This window comes from Pseudomonas sp. KCJK9000, assembly GCF_046230725.1.
Lineage (GTDB): Bacteria > Pseudomonadota > Gammaproteobacteria > Pseudomonadales > Pseudomonadaceae > Aquipseudomonas > Aquipseudomonas promysalinigenes.
This window is the reverse complement of sequence record NZ_JBJJLN010000005.1, coordinates 37,663-62,284: the sequence shown is the minus strand read 5'-3', so window position 1 is coordinate 62,284 and position 24,622 is coordinate 37,663. Positions and strand designations below refer to the sequence as shown.

The 24,622-nt window shown below is 60.6% G+C and carries 20 protein-coding genes; 7 read left to right on the top strand and 13 right to left on the bottom strand.

Features of this window, described 5'->3' with window-relative positions; genetic code table 11:
* The first annotated feature begins 27 nt into the window (after positions 1-27).
* Positions 28-990, top strand: coding sequence for a UDP-glucose 4-epimerase GalE (gene galE, locus ACK59H_RS03875; RefSeq protein ID WP_060476497.1), 963 nt, complete (start codon positions 28-30; stop codon positions 988-990).
* Between the two features lie 40 nt (positions 991-1,030).
* On the opposite strand, the gene ACK59H_RS03870 is transcribed toward galE, so the two are convergent.
* The 8 genes from ACK59H_RS03870 to ACK59H_RS03835 all read right to left on the bottom strand — a co-directional run bounded on the left by ACK59H_RS03870 (position 1,031) and on the right by ACK59H_RS03835 (position 10,067).
* A complete protein-coding gene (locus ACK59H_RS03870; protein ID WP_060476498.1) occupies positions 1,031-1,837 on the bottom strand; it encodes a CpsD/CapB family tyrosine-protein kinase in 807 nt (268 codons plus the stop codon).
* Positions 1,838-1,848: 11 nt separating this feature from the next.
* Positions 1,849-3,414, bottom strand: coding sequence for a Wzz/FepE/Etk N-terminal domain-containing protein (locus ACK59H_RS03865; RefSeq protein ID WP_060476499.1), 1,566 nt, complete (start codon positions 3,412-3,414; stop codon positions 1,849-1,851).
* 20 nt (positions 3,415-3,434) lie between these two features.
* On the bottom strand, positions 3,435-4,508 hold the full coding sequence (locus ACK59H_RS03860; protein ID WP_081016577.1) for a hypothetical protein: 1,074 nt from the start codon (positions 4,506-4,508) through the stop codon (positions 3,435-3,437).
* A gap of 70 nt (positions 4,509-4,578) precedes the next feature.
* A complete protein-coding gene (locus ACK59H_RS03855; protein WP_060476501.1) occupies positions 4,579-5,121 on the bottom strand; it encodes a polysaccharide biosynthesis/export family protein in 543 nt (180 codons plus the stop codon).
* 284 nt (positions 5,122-5,405) lie between these two features.
* Positions 5,406-5,582, bottom strand: coding sequence for an EPS-associated small membrane protein EppA (gene eppA / locus ACK59H_RS03850; protein ID WP_353844294.1), 177 nt, complete (start codon positions 5,580-5,582; stop codon positions 5,406-5,408).
* A gap of 364 nt (positions 5,583-5,946) precedes the next feature.
* Positions 5,947-7,065 carry a glycosyltransferase family 61 protein gene (locus tag ACK59H_RS03845; protein ID WP_060476502.1) on the bottom strand — a complete coding sequence of 373 codons (1,119 nt, stop codon included), beginning with the start codon at positions 7,063-7,065 and terminating at the stop codon, positions 5,947-5,949.
* 52 nt (positions 7,066-7,117) lie between these two features.
* Entirely contained in the window at positions 7,118-8,260 is a 1,143-nt protein-coding gene (locus tag ACK59H_RS03840) for a hypothetical protein (RefSeq protein ID WP_409264259.1), read from the bottom strand.
* A 268-nt stretch (positions 8,261-8,528) separates the two neighbouring features.
* Positions 8,529-10,067, bottom strand: a complete 1,539-nt coding sequence (locus ACK59H_RS03835) for an EAL domain-containing protein (protein WP_230849720.1) — start codon at positions 10,065-10,067, stop codon at positions 8,529-8,531.
* Between the two features lie 200 nt (positions 10,068-10,267).
* On the opposite strand from ACK59H_RS03835, the gene ACK59H_RS03830 reads away from it, so the two are divergent.
* From ACK59H_RS03830 to ACK59H_RS03820, 3 genes are all read left to right on the top strand, one after another.
* Positions 10,268-11,887, top strand: a complete 1,620-nt coding sequence (locus ACK59H_RS03830) for an NADP-dependent glyceraldehyde-3-phosphate dehydrogenase (protein WP_060476504.1) — start codon at positions 10,268-10,270, stop codon at positions 11,885-11,887.
* Between the two features lie 111 nt (positions 11,888-11,998).
* A complete protein-coding gene (locus ACK59H_RS03825; protein WP_060476505.1) occupies positions 11,999-12,466 on the top strand; it encodes a VOC family protein in 468 nt (155 codons plus the stop codon).
* A 63-nt stretch (positions 12,467-12,529) separates the two neighbouring features.
* Entirely contained in the window at positions 12,530-13,717 is a 1,188-nt protein-coding gene (locus ACK59H_RS03820; protein ID WP_060476506.1) for a hypothetical protein, read from the top strand.
* 126 nt (positions 13,718-13,843) lie between these two features.
* Here the strand turns inward: ACK59H_RS03820 and yiaY are convergent, their stop codons facing one another.
* The 5 genes from yiaY to ACK59H_RS03795 form a co-directional block, all read right to left on the bottom strand.
* Positions 13,844-14,992, bottom strand: coding sequence for an L-threonine dehydrogenase (gene yiaY, locus ACK59H_RS03815; RefSeq protein ID WP_060476507.1), 1,149 nt, complete (start codon positions 14,990-14,992; stop codon positions 13,844-13,846).
* Positions 14,993-15,070: 78 nt separating this feature from the next.
* A complete protein-coding gene (ilvA, locus tag ACK59H_RS03810) occupies positions 15,071-16,633 on the bottom strand; it encodes a threonine ammonia-lyase, biosynthetic (protein ID WP_081016571.1) in 1,563 nt (520 codons plus the stop codon).
* A gap of 181 nt (positions 16,634-16,814) precedes the next feature.
* Complete coding sequence (locus ACK59H_RS03805; protein ID WP_060476508.1) at positions 16,815-17,246, bottom strand: PACE efflux transporter; 432 nt, start codon at positions 17,244-17,246, stop codon at positions 16,815-16,817.
* A 151-nt stretch (positions 17,247-17,397) separates the two neighbouring features.
* Positions 17,398-18,696 (bottom strand): ATP-binding protein, encoded by a 1,299-nt coding sequence (locus ACK59H_RS03800; protein ID WP_207937408.1) that lies wholly within the window; start codon positions 18,694-18,696, stop codon positions 17,398-17,400.
* A 6-nt stretch (positions 18,697-18,702) separates the two neighbouring features.
* Positions 18,703-19,404 (bottom strand): response regulator transcription factor, encoded by a 702-nt coding sequence (locus tag ACK59H_RS03795; RefSeq protein WP_060476509.1) that lies wholly within the window; start codon positions 19,402-19,404, stop codon positions 18,703-18,705.
* A 183-nt stretch (positions 19,405-19,587) separates the two neighbouring features.
* On the opposite strand from ACK59H_RS03795, the gene ACK59H_RS03790 reads away from it, so the two are divergent.
* The 3 genes from ACK59H_RS03790 to mobA all read left to right on the top strand — a co-directional run bounded on the left by ACK59H_RS03790 (position 19,588) and on the right by mobA (position 24,528).
* The gene (locus ACK59H_RS03790) at positions 19,588-20,757 is read left to right on the top strand and encodes an efflux RND transporter periplasmic adaptor subunit (protein WP_409264258.1); all 1,170 of its coding nucleotides are present in this window, start codon (positions 19,588-19,590) and stop codon (positions 20,755-20,757) included.
* An 11-nt stretch (positions 20,758-20,768) separates the two neighbouring features.
* Positions 20,769-23,891, top strand: coding sequence for a multidrug efflux RND transporter permease subunit (locus ACK59H_RS03785; protein ID WP_409264257.1), 3,123 nt, complete (start codon positions 20,769-20,771; stop codon positions 23,889-23,891).
* 61 nt (positions 23,892-23,952) lie between these two features.
* Positions 23,953-24,528, top strand: coding sequence for a molybdenum cofactor guanylyltransferase MobA (gene mobA, locus ACK59H_RS03780; protein ID WP_060476512.1), 576 nt, complete (start codon positions 23,953-23,955; stop codon positions 24,526-24,528).
* The last annotated feature ends 94 nt before the right edge of the window (positions 24,529-24,622 follow it).

The following is a 24,622-nucleotide window of genomic DNA, read 5'->3' as shown; positions in this document are numbered from 1 at the left end:
ACGCTACGTCTGCTCCAGGAGGATTGGATGAAGTACTTGGTTGTCGGTGGTGCAGGTTATATCGGCTCACACATGGTCAAGCACCTGCTGCACGCAGGCCATGAGGTGGTTGTGGCAGACCTTGAAGCGCCGGTGCCGGGCTTGCAGTGGGTATGCCTGGACATCGCCGACGGCCATGGGCTCGATACGCTGTTCAGCGACTATCACTTCGATGCTGTGTTTCACTTCGCCTCATTCATCCAGGTCGGCGAGTCGGTGGCCGACCCCGACAAGTATTACCTGAACAATGTTTGTGCAACCCTCAGCCTGCTCGAGGCCATGGTGCGGGCGGGGGTGAAACGGCTGATCTTTTCCTCGAGCGCCGCAGTGTATGGCGACCCTGAATATGTGCCCATCGATGAGCAACACCCCAAGGTGCCGATCAACCCCTACGGGCGCAGCAAATGGATGGTTGAACAAATGCTCGAAGATTTCGACCGGGCCTATGGCCTGCGTTCGGTGAGCTTGCGCTACTTCAACGCAGCCGGCGCTGATCCGGACGGCCAATTGGGCGAGTGTCACCTGCCAGAAACTCATCTCATCCCGCTGATCCTGCAGGCGGCCGCTGGCCGTCGTGAATCCGTGACCGTGTTCGGCCACGATTACGACACCGCCGACGGAACCTGTGTCCGTGACTATATCCATGTGGCGGACCTGGCTTCGGCGCATGCGCTGGCTGTGGAGTACCTGCTGGCCGGCGGCGCGACGACGGCGTTCAACCTAGGCAATGGGCTGGGGTTTTCCGTACAGCAGGTGATCGAGACGGCACGCGAGGTTACCGGGCGAACCATCAAGGTCAACCAGGCGCCGCGGCGGGCCGGCGACCCGCCTCGGTTGGTAGCGGATGCACAGAAGGCCAGGTCCATACTGGGGTGGCAGCCTGGCTTTACCTCACTTCAGGACATTGTGCGCCATGCCTGGGCGTGGGAGCTGAAATATCCCTGGAGATGAACACCCCCTTGGCATTCAGCTCCAGATGCCCATCCACCGCTCAATAGTAAGTTCGTAACTGCTCATCTGCCTTGTTCAGTACTGCCCCCACCAGGTTCGACCCAGCCAGGTGGTACAGGCAATCCTCGATATCCTTCTTGCTGTTCATGCCGTTGGCCACGACCAGCAGCACGCAGTCAAATTTCGGCAGCACGGTGATTGCGTCATCCGAACTCAGTAAAGGCGGCAAGTCGAAAATGCAAATGCGAGAGTCGTAGCGATCGCGCAGCTCACTGATCAGCGTATCGACCTTCGCCGATGACAGCACCTCGGTCGACATCGGTACCGGCTCGCGTGTAGGCAGAACTACAAAGCGTGGCAATGTCGGATTGACCAATGCCTCTTCAAGCCAGGCCTTGCCTTCGAGCACGTCGTTGAGTGCTTTTTCCATCGGCAACCCCAAGCTGCTGCCTACCCGCGGGCGGCGCAGGTCGAAGTCGGCCAGCAACGCGGTCTTGTTGGTGTGATGGGCGATACTCATGGCCAGGTTGACCGCCAGCACAGTCTTGCCCGCCTCAGGAGTGGGCGAAGTGATGGCCAGCGTCCTCCAACCATTGTCTTCCATGGCCTGCAGCACTTGGGTGCGCAGCAGGTCGATGGCACCGCTCATGTTCGAATTCTTGTTGAACGAGACGATGCGATTGCGCTCCAGATGCTGCGCATCCAGCGGCACCACCTTGGTTTGCACATAGTCGAACTGGCCAAGTTCACCCGGCCTTTCCCTGACCGAGGGCACTTGTGCCGTGTCGCAGGTGCCAGGCGAGACCTGATGAATGTTCTTGCCAACAGCCGGCGTACTTCTGTCCATCGCTGCGCTCCCTATTCAAACCGACCCATAGCTTTGAAAAGCAGGAGGTCCAACGGCATGTAGAACATGTGCACGACCACCAACAGGATAGCCACCAGCAGCACCCCGGCAACGACCATCATCGTGATCAGTTTCTTGCGCCTGGCCTTGTCTGCCTTGGTGGAGATGTAAGGTACCGCTACCAGCACGCGCCGGCCCAGCACGCTTTCAAGGGCGCCGACACCGCGCACGCGCTGGTTGAGCATCTCCAGCAACATCACCAGCCCACCCCCTGCGGCCGGCGCCAGCACCAAGCCAAGGGCGACAATTTTCTTGCGGTTGGGCTTGATCGGTTTTTCCGGCATCAAGGGCGGCTCAAGCAGCACGAAACGCTCTGCCTTGTTTTCCTGCTCCAGGCTTTCGGTGATCTTGGCACCCATTTCCTTGTTGCGGATTTCTTCGTACTTCTTGCGAGCGTTATCGTGATCGCGCATCAGCGTCACCAAGCCACGCTCCACTTGCGGCGCTTCCAGGATATCGGCCTCGTAGGCCTCCATCTTGCTGGTCAGCTGGCGCTTCTGTTCGGCCAGCGAGGCGATGCGCGACTGCGCAGCAGCCATTTTGGTGCGTACTCTGGCGGCATCCAGGTTCATCGCGCCGGCGGCTGCGATGCCTTTATCGCCCGAGGCCTTGAGCAGGTCGATCTTGTGCTTGATGGCGACCACATCCGGGTGCGCCTCGGTGTACTTGCTCAACAGCCTTGCGTATTCGGCCTTGAGGCTCGGCAGATCTTGCGGGTCAGGTGCAACCGCCCTGCCGTTGGCGGTTTGGGTAGAGACGCCTGAGTTGGCAGCAGCCAATTCAAGCTCCAGATAGCGCACTTCTTCCTGGGCAGCCTTGTAGTCGCGGTCGACTTCCCGGTATTCCAGCTCAGCGCGGGACAACATACTCATTCGCAGCTGCTGGTTCTCGGGCAAGGCATTGGAATGGGCCTGCTTGAAGTCTGCCAGCTGGTTTTCCAAATCGGCCAGCTCGGCGCCAAGCTTGTTGGCTTCCTGGGTCAGGAATTCGGTAGTTTCGGTGGCGCGCTCGGTGCGCTGCTTGACGTTTTCGTTGAGAAACAGCGACACCAGCTCATCGGCAACTTCTTTGGCCACATCCGCCCGTTTGTCTTCATAAGACACGGTAAAGGCCACGGTGGCCTCACCGCGCCCTTTGACGAAGGTGCTCAACGTCGCCACCGCGATCGCGCTGCGCATCTGCTCGATCTTGTCGGTCTCGCTGAAACGGCTGCCGCGGTCGGCGAACAGGTTGTACTTGTCGATGATCTTCAGAAGGTTTTCGCGGGTCATCACCCGCTGGCGAATCACCTCGATGCGCTCATCGGCGAACGTGTTGTTGCCACCGGAGACCAAGTCTGGGGAAATCTGCTGCGACTCCACCAGAATGGTCCCGGTCGACTGATAGATTGGCGGCACGCTGATAGCAACCCCCACGGTTGCCGCCAACACGACCACTATGACGATCCCCAACAGCAAGGCGCGATCCTTGATGATGGCAATGTAATCTTTGATGGAAAGCTCGTACTCAGATTTCATAGTGGCCACCAATCCGAAATTCAGATGTCGGGGTATCTGTAGGTCAGCGTCAAACCAGCGATGGTAGCGTCGGCATCAGGCAGGCCATTCTGTTGACGTTCCTTGTACAACAACGAAACACGCAAATCCCAGGCCGGCGAAAATGCCCGGCTGGCCCAGATGCTGTAGGTTTGTAGGGTGTTGGGGTTCAGCCCCTTGCTGTCCTGCCACCAGGCATCGGCGCCGACCCGGGTAGTTTCGGTGAGCAAATAGCTCCAGCTGGCACGAACCATGTCCATCTCGGCCGCGCCGCCCTGGGCGTTGGCCATCGTGCTGCGCTCGGCACTGATGCTCGCTTCGGTGCGTAAACCACGATAGGTCAACGACGCACCGCCTTCGCCCCGGCGCTGCGTGCCGTCGCCGTTGGTCTGGTTGACGCCGACGTGCATGGCGCCGACCAGGCTGTCGGAAATCTGATACTTGATGCCGATGCTGGGCACATAGCTGTTGGTGGCGACCGCTATGCTGGTGCTGTCTGGCTCATAGCGCCGCGCTTGGAAGCCGGTAATGATATCGGTGCGCTCGCTCCAGGCGTAGGTCCAGGTGAAATCGTTGGTGTACTCGTCGTAACCGGTCAGTGAATTGACGTCATAGGTGGCGTGTGCGTAGCGAAGCTCGTTAGCCAGGGTGCTGCGCTCGGTGACCGCACTGCTCCAGTTGCCCGAGACGATGGACATCTTCTGGGTACCGTCGATGGTGGTGACGACCCCGGTATCCTGCACCGCGCCAGAAAGCGTCGAGCTTTCTTCGTAACTTGCCAGCAGGCCGAACCCGCCGCTTTCGGTCTCGCGCTGCCAGCCCAGGCTCAGCTTAGGGTCTTCGCGGTCCTTGATGACCGAGCGGTCGGAAGAGCGCAGCACGTGCATGCCTAGGCCCATACGCAACTGATCCCGATCGAACTGACCCACCAACGTGTAATCAGGCGCAATGATGGTACGCGTCACACCTTTCTCCTTGGACGTCAGGAGCAATGGGTTGCTGTCATGTTCCACAGTCGTTGGAAGCTCGACTGCAGATTGCCAGCTGGCGGCATCAACCATTCCAGAAAACGGCATCATCATGATTGCCGTTACAACACTCGTCGTTTTATTGATAGGCACAAGACGTTCTTAATAATGTGAAAAGTCAGGGTACGACCAGCGTATCGCCAGCCTGAAGTTGGAAGTTGGTGGACATGTCACGCCCAGAAACCAGGTCCTTGTAGCGTACCGGCATGACCTTTTGGCCACGGATGACCTTAATGGCACTTTCGTCAGCGAATTTGTCCATACCACCGGACATGCTCAATGCCTGAAGCACCGCCGTAGGGCCTGCCATGGGCACTGGGCCAGGTTTGATTACTTTGCCTTGAACGTAGACAAGGTTGCCAGCAGTGCTTGTGACAACCACGCTGACATTGGGCTGAGCCAGGTACGGTTTCAATGCGGTTTCGATCTTTCTTGCCACTGCAGTGGCTTCAAGGCCGGCGACATCGACGCGCCCGGCCAGTGGGAAGGTGATACTGCCATCGGGCAGCACAACTGTTTCCTGGCGCAGGGTATCTTCCTGCCAGACCGAGATCATGACTTTATCGCCCGGGCTCAATAGGTAGGCAGAAGAGGAAGTATCGGCGGCGGTTGCAGAACAGACCGCCAAGGCGCAGAGAACAGACATCAGCAAACGTACCATGAGGGATCCCTCCGGCCTGACGGCCCAGGTTAAGAGCACTGAATGAGAACAACAGCAAACCTCTCGCTCCTCTTCGCGGTGGCGTGAGCCACCGCGCTGGCCTGCCTTCCTGGAGGCCCGGCGCCAATATCTTGATATTTCACTCTGCCGCTTTGCCAGGTTACCGGCACTGACTAGTGGAATATAGCAACGGCTGTAAAATTCACAAGCATCGGCACGCTGGAAAACTCAAATGTCGACATTTAAAGCGTCAATACATTGGCATTAAGATTATGGGCTCTAATCTAGACTTTCCGTCGGTTTGCCACAGCCACGAAACCGACGATGGCGACCCCGAATAGCCAGGCTGCTGTGGCAAGCGGTACGATATTGGTTTGGCTCATATATGAGTCTGCGGCTCGCGCTGCACCACTCATTAACACCAAGAGAAAAATCGATTTGATGAACAGAGTCGAGCGCATAATCCCCTCCTGCGAAGAGGAAAGATAGTTATTATTTAGGTTGGCAGAGGCAGTGGTGGGTAGCTGTTTTGAGCTTATGGGCAGAGTGACACTACGTCAACGATCCGACACCATAATATAAATTAATCACCATGCCGCCATTGCGTCAGAAAGCCGTCGTCGGATATTGCAGGCCCTCTCTGGCTATTTATTATCCGAAAAGTTGGCTCTATTTCATGTATTTACAGCGCAGTGACTGACCCACTACAAATGTGCGAGACGCCGTCACAACGACAGCGCCACTAATCCGTCAATAACATTGAGTTCAAACGTGAATAACGCAAGCGTTAGATCACCCGCTGCATAAGTCGGGCTCGGCCTGTGTTCAACCCGGTAGCATGTCGAGCGTTCGCTCCACTTCATCGATACTGATGGTGAACCCCTCACCTTCCGGGCTGCCGACCACGAAAGCGAAATGTTGGCCATCACGGTCAGTCAAGAATTTGTAATAGCTGACAAAACGGTTAGGCGGCTGCAAGGTGAACACCACGCCACCTGGCTGCAGGACATTGACGCCATGCACCAACTGGCTACCTTCTACCCCCATCACCACGCGGGCGCCGGCACAGGCTGCGACGATGTCCGGCACCTGCATCTTAAGCGGGTCCACGACCTTGAAACCGTGAAGCTTACGCAGATGCTCAGCCACTTCCAGTTCGTTGCGCAACATGCGTCGCTCGCCGTCGCCCCCACGCAGAATGAAGACCCCTGGGTGGGGCACATGGGCCACGTGAGCCAGCAGTTTGTGGCCCATGTCGCGAAAGCGCTGGTAGCGGCTGAAGTTGTTGCTCATGTCGTCAAACACCACCAGCTCACGAAAAAACGCCGTACGCAGCCGCAGCGGTTGCATCCCTAGCCAAGCCTCATAGGCAGGGGCCTGGGTGAACAGCGGATAGCGCGCTGACGGTGCAATGGTGACCGGCACACCTTCATTGCAAGCCAAGGCATAGGTCGGGCAGTCCTCCATCAGCCAGGTGCCGAACCAACTGTTGCCGTTGTGGGTGCAATAAATGGCCGCGCGCTCGACCTCGTGCTCGACCCTGACCGATGGGACGCTGACCTGGCGCAATGACAACCACTGGCTGGCTTTGCCCTTGTAAAGCGCCCCGTCGATCAACCACACATCCTTGAGCAAGTAGCCGCGTGTAGGGCCATGGGTGACTGTGAGCCCGCCTTGCATGGTCGGCCCTGGGTGTACATAGGGGAAGAACTCTTTTTCCTGCCAGCCTGTTACACGCTCCATCTGGCCGGGCAGGAACACGGCCGCAGGCGAAACCGTGCTGCCACCAGGGGCGATATCCCAGCTTCTTTCGGCCAGGCTCTTGAGTTCAAGGCCCGGTTGCTGACCCAGCCGCTTGCGCAGCACCTCGCGGTATGCCGCCAGCGTCCACCGATCCCGGCGCAGAGCGCTCGATGAAGCGAACCTGGAAATATCAGTACCCATTCGCGCCCTCCTTTGAAGGCCAGGTCAGTACTTGCGAAGGTAAGGCCGCCGGTCAGCGACAGGCCACCTGCTGAAGAATCGGAGGGCTGGGGAAGCCAGCATAACGGTTGCGCAGGGTCTGCAGAAAAGCCTCCCCTGCCTGGGGGGCGCTGTAGAGGTAGATCTTATGCAAGCCGCCAAACACCATTTCCTGGTAACGGCTGGCAATTTCCTCCTCACTGGCCTCAGCTGGCAGGCCCAAGTGTAAGGTGACTTTGTTGCCTTCCATGGCAAACAGCGGGGTTTCCCACAGAAAATCCGCCTTACCGGTAGCGGGCAAGCGCACGAAAAGGCAGGCGTGATTGTTCAGCGTGTCCACATCGCCGCCACGCCTGCGCTTCCACTTGAGCAAGCCGTCGTCCGGGCGCGCAACGCATAAGCCGATATCGTGGTAATCGAAACCGTTGGCCAGTGCCCATTCCAGCGTCATGAACGTGGTCATGGAATTGACTTCTCGCAGTTTTTTGGCATCGCTGAAGACGCTTTCGCAGTAGCCGAAGCGCAACGTGCTCCAATAGCGTTTGCCACCGCGGATGACCTCACAGCCAAGGTGGCAGGCTACCACTTCGCCGTTCAGGGTAATCAGATCCAGACGCCCGTACTCCTTGGCCAGGCGGAACACCTCCTCGGTGGGAAACTGCGCCGCCCTGCTGCCTTGGCGTGCAGTGGCGTACGGGCGCAACAGATCGCGGTCGGCCATGGCGATTTCCTCGTCCGACGCCACCGGGCGCATCTGATACAGCGGGCGGTTCTTGCGGATAGTGCGGCGCAGTTCGCTGTCGTAGCGGGCGATGATCTCATCCAACGGGCGCCCCAAGGGCACCACCGCACTGACAAAGTGCGGAACCGACAATGCCCCTGCGGTGGGCAACTCACTCACCACTACCACTGGGCGCTTTGCGTCCCGGGCCATGCGTTCTACCGGCGACGGGTCCTTGCCTCCTATCAGCAGCGCAGCCATCTCCCGTTGATGTTTGCGGCCTACATAGAGGATGTCGTAGGGGCTCTGCTGGCGTAGGCTGAACCGTGCGATTTCCCACTTCCAGAAACAGGCGCGGGCCAGCGTTTCGCGTAATTTGTCTGAGACAGTGCGCAGCTCATAACGCATCGATGGCGAGATGAAGCTTCGTGCCATAGCTTTGAGTTTTGCATTCATGTCTTTTTCAACGTCCTTCGCTGATGCCAATGAAACTGAGCGGGACAGAGCATGAAAACTTGCTGATATTCATATAAAACATTGATATACAGGTGTTATATGAAGGTTAGTCAGCTTACATCCAGTAACAATTTAAGGTGCGCCATCAGGTATTGGCAAGCGGCATTTTGACAGTATCTGAAGGTATTTCTTGGCGTCAAAAAAGCCCACTCATTCGATTATCCGACATCGACTTTGCTATATGAGCGGCCACCCCCCACAGGCCCGCTCAACTTGGCGCACGCGCCGTTCGAGGATTGTCTGCCATCCACCTCTGCAACTGCGCGGCCGGCATCGGCCGACCCAGCAAATAGCCCTGGCCTTGATCACATCCGGCATTGCGCAGAAAGTCATACTGCTGCTGAGTCTCGATACCTTCGGCGGTGATGCGGTACCCCAATGCATGGCCGAGATCGATGATAGCCCGTGCTATGGCCACTGCATCATCGTCATCTGGCAAATCCTTGATGAATGCCCGGTCTATCTTCAGGTGATCGATAGGCAAGGCACGCAGGTAGGCCAACGACGAATAGCCTGTACCGAAGTCGTCCACCGCCGTGGCCACGCCCATCGCTTGCAACTGGGCCAACGCCTCACAGGCCTGCTGTTGGCTTTCCATCAATAGGCTCTCGGTGATCTCCACTTCCAGCAGATGTGGCGCCAGGCCATAACGCTCAAGCGCCATGGCGAGGCTCGAAACATAGTCGCTTCGCTCGATCTGCAGCGCTGCCACGTTGACCGCCAAGGGCCCGGGCAGGCAGTCGGCGGCACACCACTGGGCCAACTGCGCACAGGCCAGGTCCAGGACGCGCTCGCCCAGCGGGATGATCAGGCCACTGCGCTCGGCCAGCGGAATGAACTCCCCAGGCGGGATCAACCCATGCTCTGGGTCCCGCCAACGCAGCAGGGCCTCGACGCCTTCGAGCTGGCCACTGAAAAGGTCGATCTTGGGCTGGTACCACAATTCGAACTCATTCTCCTGCAACGCCCGGCGCAAGTTGCGTTCCAGTTCCAGGCGCTGGTGCAGCCGCGCTGTCATGTCAGGGTGGTAAGCACGCCAGGCGTTGCGCCCGCCCTCCTTGGCGGCATACATGGCGGTGTCGGCATGGCGCAGCAGGCTGTCTACATCTTCGCCATGCTGCGGGCACCATGCTATGCCGATGCTGCCGGTCACCAGGGCGGTATTGCCGTTGAGGTCAAATGGCCGTTGCAGGCACCGCAGCAGCTGGCGTAGCTGTTGGCTGACCTGTATCTGGGTGCCTTGAAGCATGAACACGAATTCGTCACCACCCAAACGGCAAACCCGGTCGCCGCCGCCCAGCTCTTGCACAAAACGCGCGGTGGCCTGCTGCAAGAGCAAATCGCCCATGGCATGCCCCAAGCTGTCGTTGACCTGTTTGAAACCGTCTATATCCAGCAGCAGCACGGCCAGGCCATGGCCTTGAGCGGTAGCCTGGGCCAATTGCCGCTGGAACAGCACCCGGTTGGGCAAGCCGGTGATGGTGTCGTAGTGCGCCAGGCGTTCGAGCTGGGCCTGGGAGCGCTGCAGTCGGCAATTACGCCGGTGGAGCTGGCGCTGCTTGCGGTTGATCCGGGCAACGAACAGGCTGAGCAGGCCACTGCAGATCATGGCGAACCAGAAGAGCGGTGAGTGGAACAGACTAGTAGCCTGGGGGCTGCTCTGGCGCTGGATATCTGCATGGCCAAGTACCATGGACACACCGATACCGGTCAGCAATAGGCCGATTGGCGTCAGTGGACTGAGCACATGACGCAACCGGGCGGCGGCAGATGTTCGTTCGTGTTTGATTGAGCGATTGTGCGAGGTCATAGGCCTGTTGGTGTAAGCGATTGCCCCTGTATCGGCGCCACTGTCGCGTTATTGAGCCACACTGGAGTTTTTCTTGAGCAAGGTGCATGCTCGAAGCTGAAGCGTTTCACCTAACCGGACATGTGAGGTGCAGTACCATGGATCATCTGCTCGATTCGCTATTTCCTGCCGCCGGCGACATCCCTGAAAACTGGCGCCTGGAAGGGCCGTTGGAGCAACGCGACTATCTGGTCAATGGCGAGTTGCGCCATTGGAGCGGGCCTTTGGCCACCGTGCGCAGCCCAGTGTGGCTCAAGCATGCCGACGGCGAGCGCCAAGTGGTGCTCGGCAGTGCGCCATTGCTCGATGCCGACACCGCCCTCACTGCCCTGGACGCCGCCGTGAACGCCTACGACAAGGGCCGTGGTGCCTGGCCGAACATGCGGGTTGCCGAGCGTATTGCACACGTCGAGACCTTTCTGGCGCGCATGCGCGAGCAACGCACTGCAGTGGTCAAATTGTTGATGTGGGAGATCGGCAAGAACCTCAAGGACTCCGAGAAGGAGTTCGACCGCACCTGTGACTACATCGTCGATACCATCAATGCGCTCAAGGACCTCGACCGGCGCTCCAGCCGTTTCGAGCTTGAGCAAGGCACGTTGGGCCAGATCCGTCGCGCACCGCTGGGCGTGGCGCTGTGCATGGGCCCTTACAACTACCCGCTCAACGAAACCTTCACCACGCTGATCCCTGCACTGATAATGGGCAACACGGTGGTGTTCAAACCGGCGAAATTCGGCGTTTTGCTGATCCGCCCTCTGCTGGAGGCGTTCCGCGACAGTTTCCCGCCAGGGGTGATCAATGTGATTTACGGCCGTGGCCGGGAAACGGTCAGTGCCCTGATGGCCAGTGGCAAGGTCGATGTGTTCGCCTTCATCGGCACCCACAAGGCTGCCAGCGACCTGAAAAAACTTCACCCACGGCCCCACCGTCTGCGGGCCGCCCTGGGCCTGGATGCGAAGAACCCCGGCATCATCCTGCCCCAGGTCGACCTGGACAATGCCGTTGAAGAGGCCGTGACCGGTGCGCTTTCATTCAATGGCCAACGTTGCACGGCGCTGAAGATACTGTTCGTGCACGAAGATGTGGTCGAACCGTTCCTCGACAAGTTCAAGCGCAAGCTTGCCGCACTAAAGCCCGGCATGCCCTGGGAGCCTGGCGTGGCGCTGACACCGCTGCCGGAGCAAGGCAAAGTCGATTACCTCGATCAATTGGTGGCCGATGCCAAGGCCAAAGGCGCCCAGGTGCTCAACGAAGCTGGCGGGCAGAGCCGCGGTTCGTTCTTCTACCCCGCCCTGCTCTACCCGGTTAATAGCGACATGCGCGTGTACCACGAAGAGCAGTTCGGCCCGGTGGTACCCGTAGTCCCGTATCGTGACCTGCAGACGGTGATCGACTACGTGCTGGACTCCGACTACGGCCAACAGCTCAGCCTGTTCGGCAATGACCCGGCCACCATCGGCAACCTGGTCGATATATTCGCCAACCAGGTTGGCCGTATCAATCTCAATGCGCAGTGCCAGCGGGGCCCTGACACTTACCCGTTCAACGGTCGCAAAAACAGCGCCGAAGGTACGTTGTCGGTGGACGATGCCTTGCGGGTTTTCTCCATTCGGACGTTGGTCGCAACGCGCTTCCAAGCGGCCAATAAAGAACTGATCAGCGAGATCATTCGCAACCGCCAGTCAAGCTTCCTGACCACCGATTACATCTTCTAACGGCTGCGCTTATGGAAAATCGATCTAGCGTCAGGGTCGATTTTCCCTCATTCCAGACGACTCTAAGCATCAGGGCGCCGCCCGGCGCCCCTTCGTCAAGGAGCGTCCACCATGCCCGCCAAACCCATCCCAGATGGCCAGCATAGCCTCACCCCCTACCTTTGCATCCACGGCGCGGCCAAGGCTATCGAGTTTTACAAGCAAGCTTTTGGCGCCATCGAAATGTTCCGCCTGGAAGGCCCTGAAGGCCGTGTCGGCCACGCCGAACTGCGCATCGGCGACTCCTCGCTGATGCTGGCCGACCCCTGCGACATGGAAGGCGGCCTGACTGCCAGCCAGAAACTAGCCGGCGCTGGGGTAGGCCTGCACTTGTATGTCGAAGACTGCGACCGTGTCTTTGCCCAGGCCATTGCCGCTGGTGCTACTGCCCTGCATCCGGTTCAGGACCAGTTCTACGGGGATCGCAGCGGCTCACTGAAAGACCCGTTCGGCCACCAGTGGTTCGTCGCCACCCATAAGGAAGACCTCAGCCCCGATGAGATCCGTGCGCGCGCGGCAAAGATGTTTGCCGATAACTAAGCCATCAGTTGAAAGCGCGGCGAGTTTGCCTGAAGCTTGAGGCTCGTAGCTTGGAGCTGCTTCATGCGAATCATCGACAAAACCGCCGCGCAGGTGCGCAGCCTGACCCCGGCTGAAGAGGAACTGCTGGTCGCTTTCGCCACCGGCCACCTCGTCGGGCCACGCCTGTTGCAAGCCAATCAGTTGCTGATGAAGGTGCGTAGCGCCAATCAGTGGCTGGCCTGCGATTGCCGCAAGGACGCCCTGCCGGTGCTCAATGTCACCCTCAACGGCAGCACCGGCACGCTGTTCTTGAAGAACAACCCCGGCACCGCCGAACATGCGCCGGGCTGCCCCTTCACCAAGGACGAACGCGAAGCCGACGACCGAGGGGATGAACCCCTAGCCCCTGCCGCCTGGCTGGCACCGGATACACCGCTACGGCTGATCGGTGATTACCGCATGGACAACGAGCCTACTGCATCCACCGCTGAGGGCGCAGGGCGGCGAGAGCAGCAGCGCCTCTTGTCGTTGCTGCTGACGTGGATAGAGACCAGCGGCCTTAACCTTTACGCTACGCACCTGAAAAAGGACCTGACCGGGCAATTTGCCGAACTGCGCAGTGTCGCCAGTCGGTACCCGCTGCTCGAGCGGGTGCCGGCCAGTAACTACCTGGAAACCCGCCTGGACATGAAGCACATGATGATGCTCAAGGCGCGGCTGCGCGAAGCCACGGTCTTCGGCAGCCACCGGCGCCATGGCCTGTTGCTGGACTGTGTGGAGCAGATCAGGGGGCGCAAGCTGTTCAATAACCGTAGCGAGGACGGCTTCGATTTTCAGGGGCACCATCTGTACTGGGGTGGCAGCCGGGCGTCAGGCCCATTGTTGGCCCTGGCACTGTACTCGCCGGCCACAGCGGGCAGCCAGTTCTACGAGCTGATTCACGTGGCCAGCGTACCCGTGCTCTCGCGCGCCCAGCTGTTTCCGGTTTACCGCGATGAGGAGCGAGAGCCGCTCAAGGCACTGGTGTCGCTGATCGACTGGATGGCCAGCAAAGGCGTCAAAGTCCAGATGCGTCGGCCGGTGATCGGCGGGCAGGTGATGGATGAACTGGTGCTGACCTCGGATCAGGACCGGGTGTTGTCGGTGTCGTTGCTGGAGCAACCGATCGGGCCAGAGCCCGATGCGGAAAACTTCAAGCGCTACGCCGACTTCAAGAGCCTCGATACATTTCGCAAGTACGTGGCCGGGTTCTTCATGCGCGAGCGCTGAGCCCAAGCCGCCAGCTTCGTCACGACCGCCGCGCCAACAGCGACGCGCCGATCTTGAAGCTGGCGCAATTAGCGTAGGCGCGGCTTCAGCCGCGAAGAGGCCGGCTCCGCCACATCTGTGTCTCTGTCAGAACGCCGCTCGGAAGATTCCCTCGATCTCATCCTGGCTAGCTGGGCGCGGGTTGGTCAGCCCACAGGCATCCTTCAGGGCGTTGTGCGCCAGAATGCCCACATCTTCGAACTTGGCGCCCAATTCAGCCAAGCCTGCCGGGATACCTACCGCGGCGGCCAAGTGCTCGATGGCCGAAATCGCTGCGCCTGCGCCCTGCGCCTCATCCAGCGCACAGACTTTGACGTCCATGGCCTTGGCCACATCGCGCAAGCGGGCGGCGCAGACCGTGGCGTTGAAGCGCTGCACATGCGGCAACAGAACGGCATTGCACACCCCGTGCGGTAGATCGTAATAGCCACCCAATTGGTGTGCCATGGCATGCACGTAGCCCAGCGATGCATTGTTGAACGCCATGCCGGCCAAAAACTGCGCGTAGGCCATATTCTCCCGCGCCACCAGATCGCTGCCATCGTGCACGGCCTGGCGCAAATTCTGGCTGATCAGGCTGATTGCCTTGAGCGCGCAGGCATCGGTGATTGGCGTGGCAGCGGTGGAAACGTAGGCCTCGATGGCATGGGTCAAGGCATCCATGCCAGTGGCAGCGGTCAGCCCTTTTGGCATGGCCACCATCAGTGCGGGGTCGTTGACCGAAAGAATGGGCGTCACATTTCGGTCGACGATAGCCATTTTCACATGGCGCTGCTCGTCGGTGATGATGCAGAAGCGGGTCATTTCGCTGGCCGTGCCCGCCGTGGTGTTGATGGCAATCAGCGGCAGCTGAGGCTTGCTGGAGCGGTCGACACCCTCATAGTCGCTGATATGCCCACCGTTGGTGGCGCACAGGGCAATCCCTTTGGCGCAGTCGTGGGGCGAGCCACCGCCCAGCGATACTACGCAGTCGCAGCGCTCGCGCTGCAACAGGGCAAGGCCGGCCTCGACATTGGCAATGCTGGGGTTGGGCTTGGCGCCGTCGAATACCACCGAATCGATGTCCTGCAAGGCCAGCATACGGCCGATGCGAGCGGCGACGCCTGCCTTGGCCAAGCCCTGGTCGGTAACGATCAGCGCCTTGCGCAGGCCGTAGCCTGCGATCGCGACCATGGCCTCTTCAAGGCAATCGATGCCCATGATGTTGACGGGCGGAATGAAAAAGGTGCTGCTCATGACCGGGTCCTCCTGGCTGGTCTGTCTGCCCAGGAGGATCCGCCTGATCACTAAACACGGTGTTGATCCAGGACAACGTTAGCCAAGGAACAGCCGATAGGCCGGATTGGCGGTTTCGTCCCAGTAGCGGTAGCCCATCTCATCCAGCGCCTGGGGCAAGCCTGCTTGCTCTTGGGCGGGTATTTCAAGCGCCGCGAATACCCGAGCCTCGGCTGCGCCGTGGTTACGGTAGTGAAACAAGCTGATGTTCCAACGCTTGCCCAGCCGCTCCAGGAACCCCAGCAGCGCTCCCGGTCGCTCGGGGAATTCGAACCGCAGCACCCGCTCATCTGCCCCGGGTGCTGCATGCCCACCCACGGTGTGGCGCACATGTAACTTGGCCAATTCGTTATCGGTCAGGTCAAGCACGCTGTACCCCTGCCCTTGCAGGCTGGCCAGCAGTTGATCACGCGGATCATGTTGCGGGTGGGTCTGCACGCCAACGAACAGTCGAGCCTCCTTGCCGGGGTAGAAGCGATAGTTGAACTCGGTGATCTGCCGCTTGCCCAGCGCTTGGCAGAAGGCCCTGAAGCTGCCGGGCTGCTCAGGGATGGTAACGGCGATGATCGCTTCGCGCTGCTCGCCAAGCTCGGCCCGCTCAGCGACGTGCCGCAGGCGGTCGAAGTTGACATTGGCACCAGAATCGATGGCCACCAGGGTCTGGCCGTGCACACCGTCACGGGCCACGTAGCGCTTGATCCCGGCTACCGCCAGGGCGCCGGAAGGCTCGGTGATCGAGCGAGTATCGTCGTAGATGTCCTTGATGGCCGCGCATAACTCATCGCTGCTGACCGTGATCACTTCATCGACGAAATGCCGACACAGTTCGAAGCAGTGAGCGCCCACCTGCGCCACCGCCACGCCGTCGGCGAAGGTACCGACCTGCGGCAGGATCACTCGCTCGCCGGCCGTCATGGCCGCCTGCAGGCAGTTGGAGTCTTCGGGTTCGACGCCAATGACCTTGACCTCAGGCCGCAGGTATTTGACGTAGGCGGCGATGCCGGCAATCAGGCCGCCGCCGCCAACCGGCACGAAGATCGCGTCCAGGGCGCCGGGCTGCTGGCGCAGGATCTCCATGCCCACGGTGCCTTGGCCGGCGATCACATCTGGGTCGTCGAACGGTGGTACGAAGGTCGCTTGTTCACTGTCGGCCAGTTTCAAAGCGTGAGCCAGCGCATGGGGAAAGCTCTCGCCATGCAGCACCACATGGCCGCCGCGCGAGCGTACCCCTTCGACTTTGAGTGAGGGCGTGGTGGTCGGCATGACGATGGTGGCTTTCATGCCAAGGTGCGCCGCCGCCAGGGCAACGCCCTGGGCATGGTTACCTGCAGAAGCCGTGATGACGCCACGTTCGCGCTGGGCCTGGGTCAGGCGCGACAGCCGGGTGTAGGCGCCGCGGATCTTGAACGAGAAGGTTGGCTGCAAGTCTTCACGCTTGAGCAGCACGTGATTGCCAAGGCGCTCGGACAGCGCTGGCGCCGCTTGCAGAGGCGTCTCGACTGCCAGGTCGTATACCGGCGCAGACAGGATGCGGCGTACCTGCTCCGACAGCAAATGCTGCGCTGAAGAGGACGTACGAGGGTTTAGGTTGAGGCTGGTCATCGAGGGCAACTCCTTGGCTTGTTCGGTGCCCAGGAGTCAGAGAGAAAAAACCCGCCTCCAGGGCGGGTTCGGTGCACGTAAGCGCTAGCCCGCCAAACTGATGATGGCGGTAATAATAATGGCGTTCACGTGCTGGAAGGTGTTCATGGCAAAGGACGTTAGCCTGCCGGCCCCCGCGAAGTCAACATTTGCCTTGCTGAGCCGACAGCGGTACGTCGAAGACCTTGTCAAAGCCCCATTGGAAGACGAAGGCGTAAACGAAGAAGAACACGAACAGTGCAAGGTTGGTCAGCAGCGCAGCCCACAGACTTACTTGCAACCAGAACGCTACCAGCGGCAACAGGATCAGTACCAGTCCGCCCTCGAAGCCCAGCGCATGCAACAGGCGCCGCAGGAACGTGCGATCGCGTTGCTGCTGTCGCGCCTCCCACTGCTCGAACGCCCAGTTATAGGCCATGTTCCAGCTCATGGCGATGCCCGACATCAGTACCGACAGTACCGCCGACTGGGCCATACCGGCACCGAACGCCAGCTCCAGCGCCGGTGCCACACAGGCTACGGCGATGGCTTCGTAAAGAATGGCCTGGACGATCTTGCGCGCCTTGCCTTGCATGTTCAGCTTCCTTGAAGAATCGGCGTACCAAGCTACAAGATGAAAGGGCCAATAGAAAGCCCCAGTTTGAAGCCTGCGCAAGCTCGACCGCGCCCTCAACCAACGCACCGTGCAACTGCGCGCAAGGCCTGAGCGATCAAAAGCACAGGGGCTAACCTGCGGGTAAGCGAATGGTGAATTGTGCCCCTCCCAACGCCGATTGCGTCACGCTCAGCTGACCACCCTGCCCTTCGATCGCCCGTCGACTGATTGCCAACCCCAGGCCAAACCCGCCCGTGTTGCGGTCACGACTGCGGTCAAGCCGGTAGAAGGGCTGGAATATCCGCTCACGCTCCTGCACCGGAATGCCTATGCCGTCGTCCTCCACGGTCAGCAGGCAGGCGCCGTCTTGTTCCAGGCGCAAGCGCAACAAAATGCTCGTGTCGCAGTAGCGCATGGCATTGCGCACCAGGTTCTGCACCGCTCGGGCGGTCAGGCGCGGGTCGAGCACAAAGCGTGGCAGACTGGCTTCGGCCTGCACTTCCCATTGAATACCCCGGGCATCGAGCTCTTCGGCAAACCCGCCCAGTACACTGTCGACCAGCTCCAGCAACGATACCTCGACCCGCTCGCGAGCCTGATCGGCGTTGTACAGGCGACTGTAAGACAGCAGTTCGAGCACCAGTTCATCCAGCTCACGCACATGCCCGACCAATTCCAGCAGGCGTTTGCGGCTGGCAGCAGGGACTTCGTCAAACAGCAGCACCAGGCCAAAATCCAGCCGGGTCAGCGGGGTTCGCAGCTCGTGGCTGACGGCATTGAGCAGCTCGCGCTGCTGGTTGACGTGGCGTTCGAGGTCGCTGGCCATGGTATCGAAAACACTGGCCAGTTCGCCGATGTTGGAGTGCGGCGAAATATGCGTGCGCTCGGACATCTGCCCCTGGCCCAGGCGCCGTGCGGTTTCCTTCATGCGCTCAAGGTCGCGCCAGTGCGGCCATACCCAAAGCAGCAGGCAGCCGAGCATCGCCGCACCAATCAGCACCGTCACACCCCAGGACAGGACGTTGATATCCAGCGGGTCGGGGGGTGAATGCAGGCTCACCAGCCAAGTCCCGTCCAAGGGCGCCAACACGGTCTCGTAGTAGCCCCAGTCACCAATGCGCACGGCATACAGGCCATGCTCAAGACGCGCTTGCTCGGCAGCGCTGAGCTCGGCCTGATCACGGCGCAACAGCTGGACCTGCAAGGGCGCGAACACTTTGGCAAGGTCTTGCTCCACCGCCGGCCATTGCTGCTGCGGCACCTGACGGAACTGGCGGACAATCAGCGACTGCACACCTTTGGCCTGATCCAGGTTGTAGGCCATGAAGCGATCGTGAAACAGGCCGACGATGGCGTCCGGTATCAACAGCAGTGCGCCGGCGTAAGCCACGATGACCAACAGATAAAGGCGCACCAGAATCTTCAGCATGCTCGCTCAACACTCCCACTCGACGCGGCTGAACAAATATCCTTTGCCCCACACGGTCTTGATCTTGCGCGCTTCGCCGGCACTGTCGTCGAACTTGCGGCGCAGCTTAGAAATGGCCACGTCCACTGAGCGGTCGGTGCCGTTGAATTCGATACCGCGCAGTTGCTGAAGGATGCGGTCGCGGCTGAGCACCACACCGGCGTTGCGCGCCAGCACCACCAACAGGTTGTATTCGCCGCTGGACAGCTCGACTTCCTCGCCACGCCAGCTGACCAAGCGCTCGGCCAGGTCGATGACCAAGCCGCCGATGACGATCTGATGGTTGTCCAGCCGTGGTTCATTGACGCTGCTGCGACGCAGCAAGGTGCGCACGCGAGCCAGCAATACCCGTGGCTCGCAGGGCTTGGTCACATAATCGTCGGCGCCCATCTCCAGGCCGAGCACCTGATCATGGCTGTCGTCGCGAGCGGTCAGCATCAGGATCGGCAGGCTCAGCGACTCCTGACGCAACAGGCGACACAACTGCAAGCCATCGATGCCTGGCAGCATGAGGTCGAGGATCACCAGGTCCGGCTTGTCCTCCCGAAAAGCCTCCAGCACATGGTCGCCACGGGCAATCACCCGGACGTGGAAATCGTTGCGTTGCAGGTAGCTTGCGATCAGCTCGGACAACGCGCTGTCGTCTTCGACCAGAAGAATGTTGGGCATGAAAGTTAGCTTGTGGGAACGGGTTGATCGGCAACAAGGCCGGGGCAGGTCCGTGAAGAATATAGAAACCTGGTCACAGGCAGGGCTGTTCTTAACACTTTTTCACACAGCCTCTACAGCTGTTAACAGCTACCCCAGCAGCGGTTGCCTTAGGATAGGCGAGCTCATCATTGGAAGACCCGCATGCCTATCACTTACCCACCCCTCCCGCGCCCGTTGGCGCTGGTGGCCCTGCTCACGCTGATGCTGGCCGGTTGCGACGACGCAACCCAGCCTGACGAACAACAGCCCCTTGCCCAGGTTCGCGTCGAGACCCTGCAATTGCAGCCGCAGGCAATTACCACCGAGCTTAGCGGGCGCATCCTCGCACCGCGCACGGCACAGGTGCGCGCACGCGTCGCTGGCGTGGTGCTCAAGCGGGTGTACCGCGAAGGCAGCGACGTCAAACAAGGCGATGTGCTGTTTCTCATCGACCCGGCGCCCTTGAAGGCCGACCATGATAGCGCCCGCGCAGCCTTGGCCAGAGCCCAGGCCACGCTGTATCAGGCGCGCCTGCAAGAGCAACGCTACCGTCAACTGGTCGATGAAAACGCCGTCAGCCGCCAGGAGTACGACAATGCCCGGGCGGCGTTTCTGCAGGCTGATGCCGCCGTTGCCGAAGCCAAGGCAGCGCTGGAGCGCGCCAAGCTGAACCTCGGGTATGCCACCGTCACTGCACCGATCGCCGGGCGCATCGGCCGTGCCCTGGTGACCGAAGGTGCCCTGGTCGGCCAGAACGAAACCACACCACTTGCCACCATCGAGCAGCTTGATCCGATTCATGCCGATGTCACGCAGTCGACCCGCGAACTCAATGCGCTGCGCCGTGCACTGCGCGACGGTCAATTGCAGCAGGCCAGCGATGGCCAGGCCAGTGCCACCTTGATTCAGGACGATGGCAGTGCCTACCCGTTCGCCGGCAAGCTGCTGTTCTCCGACATCAGCGTTGATCCCAGCACCAATCAGATCACACTGCGCAGTGAATTCCCCAACCCTAACCTTGACCTGCTGCCGGGCAGCTATGTGCGCGTGCGCCTGGAGCAGGCCGTCCAGCCCGAAGGCTTGAGTGTGCCGCAGCGGGCTGTCGTGCGCGACAGTGCCGGGGTGCCGAAGGTGCTGGTGGTGGACGCCCAGGCCCGGGTGAGCGAACGCCAGGTGGTACTGGGCAGCGCTCAGGGCGACCGCTGGCAAGTCAGCGAGGGCCTGGCGCCCGGTGAACAGGTGGTGGTCGAAGGCTTGCAGCACATCAAGGCGGGCGATCAAGTTCAGCTTGCCCCCAGCGCGCAACCCATCGTCCAGCACAACGGCCAGTGAGGGCCTGATCCATGCCGCAGTTCTTCATCGACCGCCCGATTTTCGCCTGGGTAATCGCACTGTTCATCCTGCTCGCTGGCGCACTGGCCATCCCTCAATTGCCGGTGGCGCAGTACCCCAACGTAGCACCGCCGCAAGTGGAGATTTATGCCGTTTACCCAGGCGCCTCGGCGGCGACCCTGGATGAAAGCGTAGTGAGCTTGATCGAACAGGAACTCAACGGTGCCGACAACCTGCTGTATTTCTCATCACAAAGCAGCCTGGGCAGCGCCACCATCACTGCAACCTTCGAGCCGGGCACGCACCCGGACCTGGCCCAGGTCGATGTGCAGAACCGCCTCAAGGTGGTCGAGTCGCGCCTGCCGCGTCAGGTGACCCAGCAAGGCCTGCAGGTGGAGAAGGTGTCCACCGGTTTTCTGCTGCTCGGCACCCTCACCTCAGAGGACGGCAGCCTGGATGAAACTGCGCTTTCCGACCTACTGGCGCGCAACGTGATGAACGAAATCCGCCGCCTCAAGGGTGTCGGTAAGGCGCAGCTGTATGGCTCCGAACGCGCCATGCGTATCTGGATCGACCCCCGTAAGCTGATCGGTTTCGATCTCACGCCCAATGATGTGGTGCAAGCCATCGCCGCGCAGAATGCTCAGGTCGCCCCTGGCAGCATCGGCGATCTTCCAGCCCGCCCTACTCAGGAAATCACGGCCAACGTGGTGGTTAAAGGCCAACTGAGCAGCCCAGAAGAATTCGCCGCCATCGTCCTGCGGGCAAAGCCCGACGGCTCCAGCGTGACCATTGGCGATGTCGCACGGGTTCAGATCGGCGCCCAGGATTACCAGTACGGCACTCGCCTGAACGGTAAACCCGCTACCGCTTTCAGCGTGCAGCTGGCGCCTGGGGCGAACGCCATGGAAACCGCCACCTTGGTCCGGGCGAAAATGCAGGAGCTTGCACGCTATTTCCCTGAAGGGGTGAAGTACGACATCCCCTACGACACTTCGCCGTTCGTCAAAGTGTCGATCCAGCAGGTCATCACTACCCTGTTCGAGGCCATGCTGCTGGTGTTCGCGGTGATGTTCCTGTTCCTGCAGAACCTGCGCTACACCCTGATCCCGACGCTGGTGGTTCCGGTGGCGCTGATGGGCACCTTCACCGTGATGCTGGCGCTGGGCTTTTCGGTCAACGTGCTGACCTTGTTCGGCATGGTCTTAGCCATCGGCATTCTGGTGGACGACGCCATTGTGGTGGTGGAGAACGTTGAACGGATCATGGCCGAAGAAGGCTTGACGCCCAAACAGGCCACGCGCAAGGCCATGGGCCAGATCAGCGGTGCCATCGTCGGCATCACCCTGGTGCTGGTCGCCGTGTTCCTGCCCATGGCCTTCATGAAAGGCTCGGTGGGGGTGATCTACCAGCAGTTCTCGGTATCCATGGCCGTGTCGATCCTGTTTTCGGCGTTCCTTGCCCTGAGCCTGACACCGGCACTGTGCGCCACCCTGCTCAAGCCGCTGGCCAAGGGTGAGCACCATGCACGCAAAGGCTTCTTCGGCTGGTTCAACCGCCGCTTCGAAAAGCTCAGCGACGGCTACCAGGGCTGGGTCATCCAGGCGATCAAACGCAGCGGCCGTTATCTGTTGCTGTACGGCGTGCTGCTGGCGGTGCTCGGTTACGGCTTCAGCCAGTTGCCCACGGCGTTCCTGCCCACCGAAGACCAGGGTTATACCATCACGGACATCCAGCTGCCGCCCGGCGCCAGTCGCATGCGTACCGAGCAGGTGGCGGCCCAGATCGAAGCGCACAATGCCCAAGAGCCGGGCGTGGGCAACACCACCATGATTCTGGGCTTCAGCTTCTCAGGCAGCGGCCAGAATGCAGCCCTGGCCTTCACTACCCTGAAAGACTGGTCCGAACGCGGCGCCGGTGACAGTGCCCAGGCGATCGCCGACCGAGCTACGCAGGCTTTCACCCAGCTCAAGGACGCCATTGCCTACTCCGTGCTGCCACCGCCCATCGACGGGCTGGGTGAGTCGACCGGCTTCGAGCTGCGCCTGCAAGATCGCGGCGGTATGGGCCATGAGGCGCTGATGGCCGCTCGCGACGAGCTGCTGGCCAATGCAAACAAAAGCAAGGTTCTGGCCAATGTTCGCGAGGCCGCGCTGGCCGAGAGCCCGCAGGTACAACTGGAAATCGATCGTCGCCAGGCCAACGCCCTGGGGGTCTCGTTCGACGATATCGGCTCGGTGCTGGATGTGGCGGTGGGTTCCAGTTATGTGAACGACTTCCCCAACCAAGGCCGCATGCAGCGAGTGGTGGTCCAGGCCGAGGGTGATCAACGTAGCCAAGTCGAGGATCTGTTGCGCATCCATGTACGCAATAGCAGTGGCAAGATGGTGCCGCTCAGTGCCTTCGTTCAGGCCAAGTGGGTCAGCGGGCCAGTTCAGTTGACCCGTTACAACGGTTACCCCGCGGTGGCGATTTCCGGTGAGCCGGCAGCCGGTTACAGCTCGGGTGAGGCCATGGCTGAAATCGAGCGGCTGGTGGCGCAGTTGCCGGCCGGTACGGGCCTGGAATGGACTGGCCTTTCGCTGCAGGAGCGGCTGTCCGGCAGCCAGGCCCCTTTGCTGATGGGGTTGTCGCTGTTGGTGGTGTTTCTGTGCCTCGCCGCCCTGTATGAAAGCTGGTCCATCCCTACCGCGGTACTGTTGGTGGTACCGCTTGGGGTGCTCGGTGCGGTAGTGGCCGTAACCTTGCGCGGCATGCCCAACGATGTGTTCTTCAAGGTCGGCCTGATTACCTTGATCGGGCTATCGGCCAAAAACGCGATCTTGATCATCGAGTTCGCCAAGCACCTGGTCGATCAAGGCATGGACGCTACTCAAGCAGCGGTACAGGCTGCACGGTTGCGGCTGCGGCCGATCGTGATGACCTCCCTGGCGTTCATCCTCGGTGTGGTACCGCTGGCTATCGCTACCGGCGCGAGCTCCGCGAGCCAACAGGCCATTGGCACCGGGGTGATTGGTGGGATGCTCAGCGCTACGCTGGCGGTGGTATTCGTGCCGGTGTTCTTCGTGGTGGTGATGAGGTTGGCCGGTCGCGCCCGTGCCAGAACCGAACGCGTACAGACCGACGAAGGCTGACTGGACAAGCCGGGCGTTGAATGAGAGGGTTCCGGGGATCGACTGCCCGGGACCTTTTTTCATGGCTGCTGCACTGCCCCCCTGCTCCGTACTGATCCTCGCTGGTGGCCGCGGTCACCGCATGGGCGGGCGTGACAAAGGCTTGCTGGACTGGCGCGGCGAGCCTTTGATCGCGCATCTGCATCGTACCGTTCGGCCACTGACCGATGACCTGGTGGTTTCCTGCAACCGCAACCAGCACGCATACGGGCTTTATGCCGACCAATTGGTCAGCGATAGCGACCCGGATTTTCCCGGGCCGCTGGCCGGGGTGATAGCTGGGCTGAAGATAGCCAGGCATAACTGGGTGGTGCTGCTGGCCTGTGATGCGCCATTGGTTGACCGGCCGCTGCTCGATGACCTGCGGCAGATCGCGGCAGCAGGCGATGGTGCCGCAATGGTGCGCCAGGGTGGGTACTGGCAGCCGATGTTTTGTGTCCTGCCACGCAGGGTACTGGTGGTACTTGAACAGGCTTGGGCAGGGGGTGAGCGCAGTTTGCAGAAGGCCTTGCTGCGCGAGCGGCTACAAGCTCTGGAATGCGCGGATGACGATCGGCGATTGAGTAATTTCAACAGCCCTGATTGGCTACTGGGATGACGCTGAGCGCCGCCGGTTGTGGCACGGGCACTCAGCTGAGTCTTGCTCCCCTGACCGCTGAGCAGATGTCTTCACGTGCCGCCCCATATCCCGC